The following is a 17,284-nucleotide window of genomic DNA, read 5'->3' as shown; positions in this document are numbered from 1 at the left end:
GCATATGGATACCGGGATAATGAATACTTCTTCCTGAAGATAAAAGCAGCGTTCCCCGGTAAAACGCGATGAACCATATTTTTCCACTACCGGCGGATAAACCGGTGACAGTGCGGGGTAGACCAGTAACTGGTCGAAAAAAGGCACGGATTTTGTCAGGGTGACCTGCAGGGTATGGTCATCCAGTGCTTTTACTCCTAACTGATCCGGATTTTTTTTACCGGCCACAATATCATCGACATTTACCACATGGCCGTATTGCAGATAACTGGCATAAGGAGACGCGGTTTTAGGATCCACCAGTCTGCGCCAGCTATAGACAAAATCCTGAGCGGTGACGGGCTCTCCGTTTGACCAGCGGGCATTCTTTCTCAGATGAAAGGTCCAGATCTTACCGTCTTTGTTTTCCCAGCTTTCTGCGACTGCCGGGACAACCTTGCCTTGTGGATTGACGATTGCCAGACCTTCCAGCAGGTCATAGCTGACATAAGACTCAGGAGAACCTTCAATCTTATGGGGGTCCAGTGACTGAACCTCTCCCCCGTTACCGCGGACAATTTCCTGTTTTGCAGCCAGTGTCACCCCTTGCGGGACATCAGCGGCCTGTGCCCGGATTAATGCCAGCTGACTCATGGCAACAATAATCCCCGCGGCGAGTATTTTTTTATCGGGAGAAAATTTCATTTTACGAAGCTCCATCATTGCGGATTGTGTTTGCTATGGGAAAACCGCAGACCGGCCCTTAGTCTGTTTCCGGGCCTGTTATTTTCCTGGTTATCCTGCCTGTATTTTTTATTTAAAATTAAGTCTGTTGCACCGGTACAGGAACTTTTTATTTTCTGCCATCTCCTGTTTATGATTCATAAAATGAAACATAATCCGTGCTCTGACTGAATTATCATAATAAAAAACTATCTTATGCATTATCTATGCCAGAAGTTATTGTGATAACCGGAAGTTAATTCGTTTTGAGGTCTGTTACCAGGCAAGTAAAGCTGTCATAAACCGCGGTTTAACAGATGATGTTCAGAAATTAAACTTATATTGTCAGGCGGGTTATTAATAAAAGGAATGAAATGCACCATAAAGGCACAAGCTCACCATAATGGTGACCTGTTTTGGTGACTTCCGGGACGGGGCGCGAATTAAGTCAGATCACCAGCCAGTGTGCCACGCTGAACGGTGACCCCGTAGCTGTCTGCATCACGAGAAACTCTGAAGGCGGCTAACCCAATGGTTAAATGCCTGCCGGTTAACAACTGCTTTTTCTCTGTCTCCATACTTAACATTTAATATCACACTGTTTTTCATGGTATCACTGATAACCGATAAAGCCTCCGTCGAGAATATATAGTAACCGTGAGTGATAATTTCCGTTTTTTCCGTTACAGTCTGTGTTGTTATTTATTCTCGCCGTCGTTTTTTTGATGTAATGATTTAAAAAGCAACAAGTTAAACAACAAAGATAATGTAATCTTTATTATTGTAAAGTATTTGCATCAGCAGAACCATAAACTATATTTAAATATAATTATCAGGAAGGGTAATTACTAATCATCCTGCCTCTGTCTCCGGATAACTCTGTAATTATTTTATGAGGGTATTATTGTGGCTGAAATTAAACAGATTGGTTTAATAGCCTGCATTGGTATTGTTGCGGGAAATATGATGGGCAGTGGGATTGCGTTATTACCTGCTAATCTGGCATCTGTTGGTGCTGTATCTATTTTTGGCTGGGGGATCGCACTGCTTGGTGCAATGTCCCTTGCTTATGTTTATGCCCGGCTGGCAACAAAAGACCCGCAAGAGGGCGGACCTATTGCTTATGCCGGAGAAGTCAGTAAAGATCTCGGTTTCCAGACCGGAGTACTTTATTACCATGCAAACTGGATTGGCAACCTTGCCATTTCAATTACTGCGGTTTCGTATCTGTCTACTTTTTTCCCGCAACTGAATAAACCTGTTCCGGCGGGTATCGCCTCACTGGTGATTATCTGGGTATTTACTTTTATAAATATGCTCGGCGGTTCATGGATAAGTAAGCTTACAACGCTCGGTGTCACGCTTATTTTAATCCCGGTAGTCGGGACCGCAATATTCGGATGGCACTGGTTCAGTATAGATATTTACAAGGCAAACTGGAATGTCTCGTCCCATACAGACTATCAGGCAGTACTGAATAGCACATTATTATGCCTGTGGGCGTTTATCGGCGTGGAGTCTGCTTCTGTCAGTGCCGGCCTGGTGAAAAATCCTAAACGTAATATTCCGGTGGCGACGATTGCAGGTACCTTGCTGGCCGGGATTGTGTATGTGGCCGCGACTCAGGTTATCGCGGGAATGTATCCTGCATCGCTAATGGCGGCTTCCGGCGCACCTTTTTCAGTAACGGCGTCAACCATGGCTGGTAACTGGGCCGGGCCGGTTGTTTCTGCTTTTACCGCAATAGCCTGTCTTACTTCTCTGGGTTCCTGGATGATGCTGGTCGGTCAGGCCGGGGCCCGGGCAGCACATGACGGTAATTTCCCCGCAATTTATGGCCAAATGAACCGCCAGGGGGTCCCTGCAAAAGGATTGTTACTTGCTGCACTACAAATGACAGTTCTGCTGGTGGTTGTCACTGTCATGAATATGCATGGTGGTAAAACATCCTCGGTATTCGGTGACTTAATCAGCATTGCTGTATTACTCACAATGCTGCCTTACTTTTATTCTTGTATCGATCTGATCCGGATGGATGGTATTAATATTAAGAATCTGCTCAGTTTTATTACCGCCTTGTTGGGGAGCCTGTTCTGCTTTATCGCCATGTTAGGATCTGACTCTTTTATACTGGCAGGTACATTTATTACCAGCCTGATTATATTTATGTTCTACGCTGAAAAAATCAGTAAGAATAAATCCGTCTGATATTCTTTTTGAAGAGAGATACGAAATGAATTATATAGCCATTTTAAATGACTCTGATGAGTCTTATAAAAGTAAAGTAATGCTTTCTATCGCAGATGAGTTAAATAGTATTGGGTTTAATACGGATATTTATGATGATGAGCAGGATATGATTTCATCCATTGAAAATAATGCCAGGCTCTGCGGTGTTATCTTTGACTGGGACCGGCATGATTTGGCAATTTGCCAGAAAATCAGTCAGATAAATTCCCGGGTACCCAATTTTGTTTTCGTCAGTAAGAATCATGGATTTGAAATAAAGCTCAGTCAGTTAACTATCAACCTGCGTTTCCACGAATACCTTATCGCGCATATTCCTGATATTGTCATCAAAATGCAGCAAGCCATTGACGAGTACCGGGAGACTATTCTTCCGCCATTTACCAAAGCCCTGTTCAGCTATGTCGGAAAAGAAAAGTATACTTTCTGTACGCCAGGGCATATGGGCGGAACGGCCTTCGAAAGAAGTCCTGCCGGCGCATTATTTTATGATTTTTATGGTGAGAATACCATGCGTTCAGATATTTCTGTCTCTATGGACGAACTGGGCTCATTGCTCGATCACTCCGGACCGCATCGCGAGGCAGAAAATTATATTGCATCAGTATTTAATGCTGATCGCAGTTATATTATTACAAATGGCACTTCAACGGCGAATAAAGTGGTAGGTATGTATTCCTGTCATGCCGGAGGGACCGTACTTGTTGATCGTAATTGCCATAAATCGATAACACATCTGATGATGATGAGTGATATTACACCTGTTTATCTTAAACCAACGCGTAATGCTTATGGTATTCTTGGCGGGATCCCAAAATCTGAATTCAGTCATGAGCATATCGAAGCACTGCTTAAAGCACAAGGCATCGGGCAGTGGCCTTGCCATGCAATCATTACCAACTCAACCTATGATGGCCTTTTTTATAATACGCAGTTTATTAAACAAACACTCCCGGTGAAGTCCATCCATTTTGATTCAGCCTGGGTGCCTTATACACAGTTTCATCCTGTTTATCAGAATAAATCAGGCGTGGGGGGCGAACCGGTCAGTGGTAAGCTGATTTTTGAAACACAATCCACACATAAATTACTTGCTGCCTTTTCTCAGGCTTCAATGATCCATGTGAAAGGGGACTTTAATGAAAGTACTTTTAACGAAGCCTATATGATGCATACCTCAACATCGCCCCTCTACAGCATTGTGGCTTCCTGCGAAATATCCGCAGCGATGATGAAAGGTGCCGCGGGCGTAAGACTGATGGAAAAAACGATTGATCTTGCCATCTCGTTCCGGAAAGAAATCGTCCGGTTAGGTAATGAATCAGAAGACTGGTTTTTTGATGTATGGCAGCCCGATAACATCGATGAAGTCTGTTGCTGGCCGTTGAATTCGGTTAATAACTGGCATGGTTTTAAAAATATCGATGACGATCATATGTCCCTTGACCCGATAAAAATTACATTATTAACTCCGGGCCTGGACAGGCACGGTAATCTCGCTGACGTGGGAATACCGGCATCCGTAGTGGCCGGGTTTCTGGGTGAATATGGAATAATTGTTGAGAAAACGGGTCCTTACTCGTTACTTTTTTTATTCAGTCTCGGTGTTGATAAAACAAAATCATTAACGCTGCTCAAGGCTCTGAGCGAATTTAAATATTTTTATGATAAAAATGCGCTGGTGCATGAGGTATTACCTGAATTATTTTCGAAGGATCCTGTTTTTTATAAAAATATGCGAATACAGGCACTGGCTCATGGTATTCATAAACTGATAGTGAAACACAGATTGCCAGAACTTATGTACGAGGCATTTGAAACATTACCGCAGATGGCGATGACACCTCATCGTGCATTTCAACAGGAAATCCTTGGCAACACCTGCGAATGTCTGCTGTCAGAAATGACAGATAAAATAAGTGCCAATATGATCCTGCCGTATCCCCCCGGGGTCCCGCTGATTATGCCCGGAGAAAAGCTTACCGGGCAGAACCGTCCGGTACTGAGTTTTCTGGAGATGCTGTGTGAAATAGGATCTCATTATCCCGGCTTTGAAACAGATATTCACGGTGTGTATCGGAATGACCAGGGAGAGTATATGGTGAAAGTGCTGACTCAGCCTTAAGCATGATTTAATCACCCCGTAGTAACTGCTCGATATCGAGGCCGTATTTTATGATTTCTCATAAAATACGGTCATAGCATCTGTCTTCAGGCGAAGCGTTATATTAATGACCGCAGATCCGGTGCTGATTAATTCCTTTGCCAGAGCACAACGCGATATAACAGAATACATTTTACCGGGAACTGTCGTTCCATGGATGATATAGGTAATTAATCTGATGCCGGTTCGCTGATCAGCGAACTGATACTTTCCGCGGAGGGCTGGTTATTAAAAAAATCATCAGGGTAGTAGCCATAATTTTTAACCCCCAGACGTTGCAGTAATTTAATCCAGTCCGTCATCGTTTGGTCCGTTACGGGAGTATCCGGTGACGTATTCCAGTCGACAGACTGTAATTCAATAATTGTGCGTTCAAGGGCATTCTCCCTGCCGGCAATTTTCCTGACAAGGCTGGTTAACCATGCCTGACTGTCTGCAAGTGATACTCCCTCCATCAGTGGCATTGCCATAGGAACGACCCAGTCATAGTTCTCCAAAAAGTCATCCGGGTTTTGCGCGAACCAGGTTTCACTGTCCGGTTCGATGACGGGTAAAGCATAGAGATTACGCGCTGATTTTACGTTATCACCACGGATTGCACGCACATGCGCCATCAGTGTATTGGTGAGCTTAATCAGTGCCTGGCTTTTTAACCGCGTCCAGGTTTGCATGGTCGCGGCATTTTCACGGATAATTTTTATTGACGGTGATAAGCCTGCATTCTGACAGGCTTGTATGGCCTCCGGGCAGGCATCTTCGAAATCAGTCAGAAATGCATCATCGTGGAATAAAATACCGTCAAATAGATTACCAGAGGCAAGGTCCTGATAGATTTGTACAATTTTACTCTCCGCTTCGGCGCTAAAAGGCGAAAGACGCAAATACTGATTCTTATCAGTGAAGGTGTTATCTTTTTTCAGATTATAGGTTAATACTTTCGGTATATCTTCCAGCTGGAAAGCGAGAACCGGCATCCAGGCATAGACATTTACCCCCGCCCGCTGACGTAACCCGTTGCACACCTGACTGAACAGGTCTGCACGTACAGGTAACAGGCTATTCGGGAAATATAATGATTTAATATTTCCGTTACCCTCAGGATCGGCAAAAGCCTGCAGGAAAACAGTATTAACCTTCAGGTTAATAACGCGCTGAATTAATAATTCAGTATTAATTTCCTGCTGTTTTTGATTATCATCAAACACATAATCAAGATCAACATGGACCATATGCAGGTTTGTATCATCGTTAATCATTGTATTGGTCATAACCTCTCCGGGAATTATCAGGCTGAATTAAATTCATTTCAGACTCTGGTTAAATTAATAAATAATGAAAATAAAAAGCCAGCTGGCAGAGCAATATACTGTCAGTCGTCAGAGACGTCTCTTGTAAGGGCAGCCACAGAACAAAAATAATAAAAATTTTAATAAATAAAAAATTCTCATACGTGATGGCAAGGGATGATCTATTTCATTAGTTATTACAAGGTTATTGAAGGTGATTAATGAGAATCTTTACTGTTTATATTCAGAATACTGAAAACGGATTCCATAACAGCCGTGAAGCATAAAACTTGTCGCTGGCCTCCCGCAGACCATGATTGACGGTAGTTGCCGTTTATATCACGAGGAAAATAATTACTTCATACAGAGAAGCAGGTAACAAATCCTCTGGAATGATAAATAATTCTTGATATAATATTTATCATTATTATTTTTTGTTATAAAAAATTTTTTATTATATGCAAATCTTTACGTTAAAACCGAAACTGTTGCTGGTTTCTTGTCTGTTGTCATGCCCGCTAAGCGGTTATGCGCAAACGCAATATGACTCTTTAATTATTCAGGCCCGGGCCGGGAATTATCAGCCAGTACTTAACTGGCTGGCGAAAGAAAATAATCAACGCTGGCTTACGCTCAATGAACGTGCCGATTGGTTACAGGTAGCAAGCTGGGCCGGAGAAGATAAGCTTGTGGTACAACTGTGGCAACAGCCGCAAACGCAGTCGCTGCCAGCGACTGCGAAAATTGCGGTTGCCCGGGCTTACCGTAATCTTCATCAATGGCCACAATCCCTGTCGCTGCTTGAAAGCCTCGGAGCGGGTTCATCGTCAGCCAATGCTGATTTACGTGAGCTATACATAATGACGTTAGCGGATGCCAAAAGAAATGATCAGGCATTAACCCGCGCATTGAAATTTTGTAATGATAAAAAAGATGCCCGCAGCTATTTAACCCTGAGCTATGTTTATCGGGCGATAGGACAGCCGGATAATGCATGGCAGGCAGCGACCAAAGCGTATAGCCTGGATCCGTCAGATAAAGAGATTCGCAGCACCTATATTTCAACATTAGCTGAACAGCGTATTGTCAGTGGTCAGTGGTACGTTTATCAGGCAGCACCGGGGACGATCAGTGAGCAACAGGCGGTTGCGCTTCAGCAGGGTGCCGAGCTGGTGCGTGACAGCCTGGTCAGTGGCCGCAGTGAAGCTGAACGGTTTCTGGTTGCTGATAAAGCGCTGTCGTTCTATCAGCAAAATATTGCTCGCTGGCAGCAGCAACCCGGTAATCAGCCGGTGATACGCAGAGCCCGTATTGACCGTATCGGGGCTTATGTTGCTCGCAGTGATATGGCGCAGGCGATTGCTGAGTATGAATCGCTCCGCCAACACGGCGATGTGCCGGGATATGCAGAGAACTGGGCAGGAACCGCTTATCTTTATCAGCGTCAGCCGGAAAAAGCGCTGAGTCTTTGGCGCAATACTCTGGATATGAATAACAGTGATGACGTTAATAGTTATTTTGTCGCACTGACCGAAGCAGAAAAACTCAGTGAAGCACAGCAGTTTGCAGAACAGCTGAGTAAAAAAACGCCTTATCAGATCCCTGTGTATGGGCTGCCGACACGCGCCAATAATGAAGAGTGGTCAGATGTGCAGAGTATGCTGGTCACGGTGTTACGCAATAATAATAATCTGCCTGAAGCACAAAAACATGCCGAAGCATTATCGGAAACCGCTCCGGGTAACCAGTCTTTAGCTGTGGATGTTGCGGACTTATATAATCAGAGAAACTGGCCACGTAAAGCAGAATACCGGCTAAAACGGGCAGAGAGTATCGAGCCGTCCAGTATTAACCTCGAAACAGAACAGGGACAGGTCGCTCTTGCGTTACAGGAATGGCACCAGGCCAGCCTGCTGGCTGATGATGTAATTAAACGTGCGCCTGAAAATAAATCCGCTCAGCAACTGAACGATGACCGGAATATCCGCAATAAAGCTGAGTTAAGTATTGAGGGCGATAAAGGCATTAAATCAGACAGCCCGGTGACCGGCTCCCATGACTTTAATCTGATGGCTGTTTTATATACGCCACCGATTGCCGAAAACTGGCGGGTTTATACGGGGGCGGGTTATGCCAATAGCCGCTTTGAAGAAGGCACCGGGATAGATCGTTCACAGCTGGCCGGGGTCGAATTCACCAATCGTAATAACTGGCTGCAGTTTGATGTCAGTCATCATAATTACGGTCATGGCAGTAAGGCGGGAGTACGGCTGTCAGACTGGCATGATTTTAATGATGACTGGCGTGTCGGTGCTCTGTTCGAGCGTCTGGGCAGCAGTACCCCCCTGCGAGCTATGAAAAATGGCATCTCGGGGAATACGGCCGCCGGTTACGTGCGCTGGCAGCAAAATGAGCGGCGGCAGGTACGGCTGGATATTTCCGGGACACATTTTTCTGACGGTAATAACCGGCAGAATTACAGTGTGTCTGCACAGCAGCGGTTATACAGCCAGGCATACTGGTGGCTGGACTTCACCCCTTCAGTCAGCACAGGTTATAACAGTAAGCCGGGGGGGGCGTACTACAGTCCTGCGCGGGACCTGACCCTGTTACCGGCATTAAGCCTGGAGAATATTCTCTATCGCCACTATGACACGCAATGGAGTCACAGTTTTTCCGTGGGCGTCGGGCGTTACTGGGAAAAAAATTATCCGGCCCGCCTGATGACAACGATTAGCTACGGGCAGCGATTACAACTCGCGAAAGTCTTCGAAATTGGTGCCTCCGTTAACTGGAGTAAACAACCTTATGACGGCGACAGAGAAAAAGATTTGTCACTGTCATTTGATATGGATTATAGGTTTTAAAACTATGTTATTACGTATATTAAGCCGGCTGCTATTTAGCCTGGTTGCTCTGAGCTATTGCAGCCAGAGTTATGCTGATCAGCCGTCGTCGTTTATTTCTCCGGTACAGCGTGTTCAGCTTCAGTCAGGAAAGCCCTGGCCACATAATAAATATCTGGTACTGGCTTATCATGATGTCTCTGATGGCGCTGCTGATCAGCGATTTCTGGCAGTACGTTTTAGTGCGTTAAATGACCAGTTTGCATGGCTTAAAAATAACGGGTATCACGTCATCAGTATTAATGATGTGCAGGCTGCGCAAAGCGGGCATAAAGATCTGCCGGCGAATGCCGTTATGCTGACATTTGATGACGGTTACAGCAGTTTTTATAAACGGGTATTCCCATTACTTAAAGCCTATCACTGGCCTGCAATTTTAGCGCCTGTCGGTGAATGGGTGAGCACCCCTGCCAGCCAGCCGGTTAATTTCGGGGGATTAATTACCCCGCGGGAACATTTTCTGAACTGGTCTGAAATTAAGGAAATGTCGGACTCGGGATTGGTGGAAATTGCCGCCCATACCTATGCAGAGCATAAAGGTATTACTGCTAATCCGCAGGGTAACTCTGAACCCTATGCCGCCAGTCGTATTTACGATAAAAAAACCGGGCGTTATGAAACAACTGCTGAATTTAATCAGCGGGTCAGTATTGATATCGCAAAAATTACCGAACGTATTAAAACTACCACCGGTAAATCACCCCGCGTCTGGGTATGGCCTTATGGTGCCGCGAATGGTGAAACCATCGCGAATGCTAAAAAAATGGGATACCGCTATTTTATGTCATTAGACAACGGATTAGCGGATGTTAAAAATAATGACAATATTCCCCGGATGCTGATAGCAGGGAACCCTGGTTTGCAGGCCTTCTCACAGTCAGTATCCAGTGTCAGAGAAGCCATTACTCAGCATATTGTCCATGTCGATCTGGATGATGTGTATGACGCGGACAAAAAGCAGCAGGATCATAATATTGACGTGCTGGTTCAGCGTATTGCTGATTTGGGTGTGGACACTGTCTTTCTGCAGGCATTCGCTGACCCGGATGGTGATGGTAATATTAAATCACTCTATTTTCCCAACCGCTGGTTACCGACCCGTGCTGATTTGTTCAACCATGTTGCGTGGCAGCTAAATACCCGCGCCCATGCCAGAGTATTTGCCTGGATGCCGGTACTGGCTTTTCAGATTAAAAATACGCCGCAGGTATTAACTTACGATCCGAAAACGAACAAGGCTGTACCGGACCCTCACCAGTATCTGCGTCTGTCGCCTTTCAGTGCTGACGCCCGGCTAAAAATAACGCAGATTTATGAGGACCTTGCTGCTCATGCGACCTTTGACGGTATTTTATTCCATGACGATGCTTTTCTGACTGACTATGAAGATGCGGGGCCGGATGCCCTGCAAGCCTATAAAAAGGCGGGGTTACCGGATTCTGTCAGGGAGATTCGCAGCAATCCGGAGTTAATGCATCGCTGGACACGCTTAAAAAGCCGGACTCTGATTGACTTTACTAACTCTCTTATGCAGAGCGTCAGAGCGATACGCGGGCCTCAGGTGAAATCAGCGCGTAACATCTATGCGTTACCTATCCTCCAGCCAGACAGCGAAGACTGGTTTGCCCAGAACCTTGATGATTTCCTGTCCAATTATAACTGGACTGTCCCGATGGCGATGCCACTGATGGAAGGGGTCACCCCGGATAACAGCCAGGCATGGCTCAGAAAGCTGGTTGATACCATCAGTTCCAGGCCGGGAGCGCTGTCCCGCACCATTATTGAGTTGCAGGCAACGGACTGGAGCAAAAAACCGGCGCAGCCGGTACCCGATGCAGAGCTGGTGGGCTGGATAAAACTGCTGCAGGCCTCAGGGGTACAGAATTATGGATATTATCCGGATAACTTTTTAGAAAATCAGCCGGCCTTAAAGAATATTCGTCCAGTAATTGCTAACAAATGGTTTCCTTTACCATGACTGACAGATTAATCGCTTTAATAATTCTTTGTGTTGTTTTAAGTATCCCGCTCGGTTTTGTGCTGGTATTTACCGGCCAGGTTGCGCTGAACTTTGTCTTTTACTGGCCACTTTTTATGGCCGGGATATGGATTGCCGGGGGGGTCTATTTCTGGTTCAACAAAGAGCGCTTCTGGCGTCAGGACAGTGAGATCACACTGCCCGGTAATCCGTTAATTTCTATTTTAATTCCCTGCTATAACGAAGGCCCGAATGCCCGGGAAACGATACAGGCGGCATTAAACCAGAACTATACCAATATTGAGGTTATCGCTGTTAATGACGGGTCAAAGGATGATACCGGCGAAATACTGAACCAGCTGGCCAGTGAACATAACAATCTGCGGGTTATTCATCTGGCTAAAAATCAGGGGAAAGCCGTTGCGTTAAAAGCCGGGGCCGCTGCAGCGAACAGTGAACTATTAGTCTGTATTGATGGTGATGCCATCCTCGACCGTAATACGGCTGCCTATCTGGCAGCCCCGTTGCTTAACTTTCCCGGGGTAGGGGCGGTCACCGGAAATCCGAGGATCCGGACCCGTTCCACGCTGATTGGTCGTTTACAGGTAGGTGAGTTTTCCTCAATTATCGGTCTGATAAAACGCGCACAGCGGGTTTATGGTCATGTATTCACGGTCTCCGGTGTGATTGCTGCATTTCGTCGAACGGCATTAGCCGATGTGGGTTACTGGAGCGACGATATGATAACGGAAGATATTGATATCAGCTGGAAGTTACAGTTGAAAAACTGGAGTATCTTTTACGAGCCCAGAGCATTGTGCTGGATCCTGATGCCGGAAACTCTGAAAGGCTTATGGCAGCAACGCCTGCGCTGGGCTAAGGGAGGCGCTGAAGTTTTTCTGAAGAATTGCATCAGTATCTGGCGCTGGCAGCACCGCAGAATGTGGACCCTGTTACTGGAGTTTGCTCTGTCGACAATCTGGACCTATATGTACCTCCTGAGTATCATTTTATTTGTACTCGGACGCTTTACAGAGATGCCAAAAAATCTGTATGTCGATTCGCTGATGCCGCCCGGTTTTACGGGCCTGTTATTAGCGGTGGTGTGTATTATCCAGTTTTCTGTCAGCCTGATGATCGAGAGACGCTACGAATCTGATATTTTTAAATCATTGTTCTGGGTTATCTGGTACCCGATTGCTTATTGGCTGCTGAGTTTCTTAACTACCCTGGTGAGTTTCCCCAACGTTATGCTCAGCCGTAAGGGAAAAAGAGCCAGATGGGAAAGCCCGGATCGCGGTATTGCTCAGAAGCACCTGAAGTAATTACCTCAATACATATTGAATAAATTTGTTGGTTGAAAATGAAAGATAACTTGATAGTAACTCAGCAGGATCCTGTTAGTATGGCGTTTGATGTTTTTTTAACCATTATCGCCTGGGTCGGTTTCCTGTACCTGATAGGTTCCGGTATTTATGACAATATCACCGATAAGAACTTAAGTTTTATCAAAGGCACATGGTCTGAAACCACCGTGACACTATGTTTATACTTTTCTCTGATGGTGATATTCGCAATATTGCTTTATGGCTGGGCGAAATATAATTACTTCAGATACCGGGGGAAAACCTCACCACGAAAATCTGACCTCACCAGTCATGAGTTATGGGGGACTTTTAATATGCAGGATGATATCGGTGCCGAACTCCAGCGGAAAAAAGTAACTGTTGTTCACCATGATTCAGAAGGGCAGATTTATTCCGTAACGGAATAATCAATCCCGCAGGGTGATGTGGCCAGCGCTTCCCTTATCCGCGTTAGCAGAGGGAAGCGCTGGCAATGGTGTTTTTCTGTACCTGAAGCTCAGCCGTATCTTTGTCCCCCCGCGGCTGCCAGAAAAGATATCCGCCCTGAGTGAGCAGGGGGAAAAATCAGTGAAAGAAGTCAAAGCAAGGAATCCGCAGCAATTATCATTATGTTGCGGTCAGCACAAACTACTGGTTGTTGAAACAAACATCACCTCAACTTTAAACAGTGTATACGCTTCATTACGTTATGCTCTCTACCATTGCTGGCTGCGGTTGTTAAATAACGGAGGCGCTGTGAGGAAAAGAGTCTGGTATGGCTGGTTGTTTATAGCAGTATCCTTCGGCGGTTATGCTGAAGGAATTCGACATATAAACACAAAACCTGCCTGCGGGGTGGTATCTCATTCCCGTCTGACTGATACATCAGAAAGGCCTGATGAGCATGTCAGCGAGAAAATTCCTGAACGGATTACAAAACGCTAAGCTGTAAAACAGCTATCCATTATGCCCCGGGTCTGCGGGACTGTTTTATTAACAGAACGCACAGTGATGCAGAGATAGCGGGGCAGAGTTCCGCCGGACCCGTTTCCGCCCGGCCCTGGTTTACAGGGTGCATCATCCCTGAGACTTACCGCATAAGTTTCCGGTGAAAGGGCAGGTAATACTTGTAAAAACCTGAGTGTTTACGGTAGGATATGTCCCGTCGTACTCTGCTGATCCGGTGCAGAGTGAAGGTCTCCTTAGTTAAATGGATATAACGAGCCCCTCCTAAGGGCTAGTTGCAGGTTCGATTCCTGCAGGGGACACCATATCGACATCCAGCTACATCTCCCCTAGTCTACAAAACCCCGTCAAGCCCTGATTATTAAAGGATTTTCGTTATCCTGACGTCCAGTTGCATCTATTGAAATCCAGTGCATGTATGGGGCATAATCCGGGGCACTTCAGGTTCGATGTAAAATATGCCCCCAAAATGAACAGAAACGTCCGCGACAAACTCTCAGCACAAACCTGTAAAACAGCCAAACCCAAAGAGAAAAGTTACAAACTCTCTGACGGTGGCGGCTTGTATCTTGAAGTATCCCCGACAGGTTCCAAATACTGGCGTATGAAGTCTCGGCTCCTATAAAAATAACGTAATAAAAGATATTCGAAAATTAGTCAATAATGGTAGCGGCAGGATGCAATCAACAGAGAATCATCGCTTACAGCGTAAACAAATCGATGTTCTGACGTTATCCTGCGCGACCAAAACCCAGCAAGATGGTGCTTTAGTGGCTCTGGTTTACCCTTCCCCTCAAACGGAGTTCTACTGGCATCCTTGATCAGTTCATTGATCTTTTTGACTGTTTTTTTATCTGTATCTTGCCAGTAAAGGTAATCTTCCCACGCCTCTTCAGACCACGTCAGCTTCACTCAATGATGCCTCTTTCTACACCATTGCCGCTTTTCAGGCTGTCGACTGAATCCATTAGCCGACGGGCATTTTTTGGGGATCGCAGTAAATAAGCAGTTTCTTCGAGTGAATTGTATTCCTCAAGTGACATCAAAACACACGACTCACCGTTCTGCCGGGTAATCAAAACAGGGGCTCTGTCTTCGACGGTCTTAACCATTGTGGCAGAAAGATTCTGCCGCGCTTCACTGTAGCTAATAGCTCTCATGTCATATGCTCCTATTGGTGCAATTGTACAACTCAATGTACAATTAAACCAATAAGTAGTAAACCGGTATTTACCATAACGCCCTATTGTGCGCACAATGACCGAAGCCTCTGTGTCAGCTTATCAGTCTCGTTAAGCTAAATTTCAACAGGACTACCATGATTGAGAAAAGTAGCGAGGGAAAAGCCGCTCAGTGCACAAACATGTCAGAGCTCAGAACTGAAATTGATCGTATCGACCGTGAGATGATCTCATTAGTGGACACGCGATTAAGTGAGTAAACTCTCAGACAGAGGTGACTCACATGACTAAATCAGTAACCGTAAGTAAGCAACCACGTAAACAGCATTATCCTGAATTTCACCGCGAAACCCTTAAACTTGCAGAGCGCATCGGCGTTGCTGCCGCTGCCCGTGAACTTAGTTTTTATGAGTCTCAGCTTTATGTCTGGCGCAGCAAAATATAGCAGCAGAAAACCTCTTCCGAACGGGAGAATGAACTGGCTGCCGAAAATGCCCGCCTGAAGCGCCAGCCGGCGGAGCGGGACGAAGAGATGCGTGCAGTGGTATTTAATTATATTGAATGTGATTATAATTGCTGGTGTCGCTACAGTGCCCGTGGTGGCCTCAGCCCGGAACAATTTGAAAACGAAAACCTCGCTTAGGGCTGTGTCCACATTACGTGGGTAGGATCACAGACGGTTGATAACAGGAGACCATTATTTTGCCTGATAATGTGGACGAAAAACGAACGCCGGTACCGCCATTTACTCTCGAATCCGCAATTCAGAAAGTACGTCTTGCTGAAGATGGATGGAATAGTCGTGATGCTGAAAAGGTGTCTTTAGCATATTCATTGAATACTAAATGGCGAAACCGGACAGAGTTCGTAAGTAATCGTGAAGAAGCCAGGCGTTTCCTTTCCGGAAAATGGAATAAAGAACTGGAATACCGACTTATTAAGGAATTATGGGCATTTAATGAGTATCGTATTTCCGTACGATATGCCTACGAATGGCACGATGATTCGGGTAACTGGTTTCGCTCTTATGGTAATGAAAATTGGGAATTTGATAATAATGGTTTAATGACTAACCGCTATGCATGTATCAACGATATGCCAATAAAAGAGTCAGAGAGAAAATTTCACTGGCCTCTTGGCAGGCGTCCTGATGATCATCCTGAGCTATCAGAGCTAGGACTATAACCGTATCGTGCAGATAACCATTTAACATAAAGCGATCTATTACCTGATTCCGGATGGGACGTCCATCATGCTGATCTACAACGTTTTTGGACGATAACCGAAGGTTAAACCTGAGGGCGCTGGCTGGCCGATCGCTTTCTATAAGGTGTCAGATAATGAGCCAGATTGAAGCGTTAAAAGCGAAATACCCGGAAGCACAAACATGGTCAATAGGAGACAGTGCTGAGCTTGCCGACCAACTAGCCGGGCTCGTTAAGAATGGAATAAAAACAGCTTCTTGCGGCTCGTTCGCCTCATATAAAAAAGAAATATCTCCTCCTGGAATTGGCAGTTGTAATATTATTCTCAATGGTCAGGATCAGCCTGTCTGTGTGATTCGAATAACATCTCTATCCCTGGTTCGTTTTTCTGACGTCACTGAAGAGTTTGCCAGGAAAGAAGGCGAAGGAGATTTGAGCCTTGAGTACTGGAGATCTGAACATAAACGATTTTTTACCGAAATGGGGTGTTACTCAGAAGATATGGAACTTGTAGCAGAAGAGTTTGAACTGGTTGAAGTTCTATAAGCCGGAAGCGATCATTTAACATACGTTTTTGAAGCCGTCGGCTCAGGTGCCCGGCTGAAACAGAGACCATCCTGCCTGAGGGCTTACAATGCCCCTCAGGCTATAGCTCCCGGCAGCTTATCAGTGTAATTATTCTTAATGTTTTATTGTGGCGTAATTCACATAACTGCATCCGGAAACCATTGGCAGTGATAACTGTCACACTTTTATTGTGCGTGACTTTGTAATCTTTCCTCTCTGAAGCTAAATCAATTCAGCCGGAAGGGTGGAAAAATGAAAAAAAGTGTCCTGGCATTGATGGTTATTGGTGGTATCTGTGGACAGGCATCGGCGCAGAGTTGGCTGCTGACAGATACAGAAAGTAATACAGAAAAAGGCGACTGGCAGATAACCAGCCAGCAGCTGAAACTGGCGGGTACTGATTTCAGCATTCAGCAAAAAGTTCTGCATGGCGGTAAACAGGAAGGGTCAAAGGTACTGACCATTACCAGTTCGCCCGGGCTGACTATTGCTTTAAGCCCGGGCCGGGGAATGGATCTGCTTTATGCGAAAGGTGATGGTATCCGTTTGGGCTGGGACTCACCCGTCGGGGAGGTTGTGAACCCGGCCTATATTAATCTGGAAAGTCGCAACGGATTAGGCTGGCTGGAAGGATTTAATGAGATGATGGTACGTTGTGGCGGTAATGCTACCAACTTATTGATTAGTGTATGATGGTGTTTTTGAGGTACTTTTGTGGCTTCCATTTCTGTGCGTT

Annotated in this window: 12 protein-coding genes, 1 tRNA gene and 4 pseudogenes; 13 read left to right on the top strand and 4 right to left on the bottom strand. The window is 45.5% G+C overall.

Annotated features, from left to right (window positions below; translation table 11 throughout):
- Positions 1 to 90: 90 nt before the first annotated feature.
- Positions 91 to 633: pseudogene (locus tag JK211_RS15670) on the bottom strand (ABC transporter substrate-binding protein); the annotation flags it as partial.
- A gap of 975 nt (positions 634 to 1,608) precedes the next feature.
- Between JK211_RS15670 and cadB the strand changes: the two are divergent.
- Positions 1,609 to 2,910, top strand: a complete 1,302-nt coding sequence (gene cadB / locus JK211_RS15665; RefSeq protein ID WP_212709556.1) for a cadaverine/lysine antiporter — start codon at positions 1,609 to 1,611, stop codon at positions 2,908 to 2,910.
- A 25-nt stretch (positions 2,911 to 2,935) separates the two neighbouring features.
- Positions 2,936 to 5,074 (top strand): lysine decarboxylase, encoded by a 2,139-nt coding sequence (gene cadA / locus JK211_RS15660; protein ID WP_212709555.1) that lies wholly within the window; start codon positions 2,936 to 2,938, stop codon positions 5,072 to 5,074.
- A 209-nt stretch (positions 5,075 to 5,283) separates the two neighbouring features.
- On the opposite strand, the gene pgaB (JK211_RS15655) is transcribed toward cadA, so the two are convergent.
- Complete coding sequence (gene pgaB, locus JK211_RS15655; RefSeq protein WP_212709554.1) at positions 5,284 to 6,381, bottom strand: poly-beta-1,6-N-acetyl-D-glucosamine N-deacetylase PgaB; 1,098 nt, start codon at positions 6,379 to 6,381, stop codon at positions 5,284 to 5,286.
- Positions 6,382 to 6,857: 476 nt separating this feature from the next.
- Between pgaB (JK211_RS15655) and pgaA the strand changes: the two genes are divergently transcribed.
- From pgaA to JK211_RS16950, 7 genes and pseudogenes are all read left to right on the top strand, one after another.
- The gene (gene pgaA / locus JK211_RS15650; RefSeq protein ID WP_212709553.1) at positions 6,858 to 9,266 is read left to right on the top strand and encodes a poly-beta-1,6 N-acetyl-D-glucosamine export porin PgaA; all 2,409 of its coding nucleotides are present in this window, start codon (positions 6,858 to 6,860) and stop codon (positions 9,264 to 9,266) included.
- 4 nt (positions 9,267 to 9,270) lie between these two features.
- Entirely contained in the window at positions 9,271 to 11,283 is a 2,013-nt protein-coding gene (gene pgaB, locus JK211_RS15645) for a poly-beta-1,6-N-acetyl-D-glucosamine N-deacetylase PgaB (protein ID WP_212709552.1), read from the top strand.
- Complete coding sequence (gene pgaC / locus JK211_RS15640) at positions 11,280 to 12,608, top strand: poly-beta-1,6-N-acetyl-D-glucosamine synthase (RefSeq protein ID WP_212709551.1); 1,329 nt, start codon at positions 11,280 to 11,282, stop codon at positions 12,606 to 12,608. Before pgaB (JK211_RS15645) ends, pgaC begins: the two co-directional genes overlap by 4 nt.
- 38 nt (positions 12,609 to 12,646) lie before the next feature.
- Entirely contained in the window at positions 12,647 to 13,057 is a 411-nt protein-coding gene (gene pgaD / locus JK211_RS15635) for a poly-beta-1,6-N-acetyl-D-glucosamine biosynthesis protein PgaD (protein WP_212711178.1), read from the top strand.
- Positions 13,058 to 13,217: 160 nt separating this feature from the next.
- A complete protein-coding gene (locus JK211_RS15630; protein WP_212709549.1) occupies positions 13,218 to 13,574 on the top strand; it encodes a hypothetical protein in 357 nt (118 codons plus the stop codon).
- 251 nt (positions 13,575 to 13,825) lie between these two features.
- A tRNA-Arg gene (locus tag JK211_RS15625) sits at positions 13,826 to 13,900 on the top strand.
- Positions 13,901 to 14,064: 164 nt separating this feature from the next.
- Positions 14,065 to 14,211 (top strand): annotated as a pseudogene (locus tag JK211_RS16950) (Arm DNA-binding domain-containing protein); the annotation flags it as partial.
- A 41-nt stretch (positions 14,212 to 14,252) separates the two neighbouring features.
- On the opposite strand, the gene JK211_RS15620 reads toward JK211_RS16950, so the two are convergent.
- Positions 14,253 to 14,507, bottom strand: coding sequence for a Txe/YoeB family addiction module toxin (locus tag JK211_RS15620; protein WP_212709548.1), 255 nt, complete (start codon positions 14,505 to 14,507; stop codon positions 14,253 to 14,255).
- Complete coding sequence (gene yefM / locus JK211_RS15615) at positions 14,504 to 14,755, bottom strand: YoeB-YefM toxin-antitoxin system antitoxin YefM (protein WP_212709547.1); 252 nt, start codon at positions 14,753 to 14,755, stop codon at positions 14,504 to 14,506. The genes JK211_RS15620 and yefM overlap by 4 nt, the downstream gene beginning before the upstream one ends.
- A 304-nt stretch (positions 14,756 to 15,059) precedes the next feature.
- Between yefM and JK211_RS15610 the strand changes: the two are divergent.
- The 4 genes and pseudogenes from JK211_RS15610 to JK211_RS15590 form a co-directional block, all read left to right on the top strand.
- Positions 15,060 to 15,419 (top strand): annotated as a pseudogene (locus JK211_RS15610) (IS3 family transposase).
- Positions 15,420 to 15,490: 71 nt separating this feature from the next.
- Positions 15,491 to 15,961 (top strand): nuclear transport factor 2 family protein, encoded by a 471-nt coding sequence (locus JK211_RS15600; RefSeq protein WP_212709557.1) that lies wholly within the window; start codon positions 15,491 to 15,493, stop codon positions 15,959 to 15,961.
- Positions 15,962 to 16,116: 155 nt separating this feature from the next.
- The gene (locus JK211_RS15595; RefSeq protein WP_212709546.1) at positions 16,117 to 16,527 is read left to right on the top strand and encodes an ASCH domain-containing protein; all 411 of its coding nucleotides are present in this window, start codon (positions 16,117 to 16,119) and stop codon (positions 16,525 to 16,527) included.
- A gap of 273 nt (positions 16,528 to 16,800) precedes the next feature.
- Positions 16,801 to 17,208: pseudogene (locus JK211_RS15590) on the top strand (DUF4432 family protein); the annotation flags it as partial.
- Between the last annotated feature and the right edge of the window lie 76 nt (positions 17,209 to 17,284).

It is taken from the genome of Tatumella sp. JGM130, assembly GCF_018257525.1.
Taxonomy (GTDB): Bacteria; Pseudomonadota; Gammaproteobacteria; order Enterobacterales; family Enterobacteriaceae; genus Tatumella; species Tatumella punctata.
This window is presented reverse-complemented; position numbering and strand designations above follow the sequence as displayed.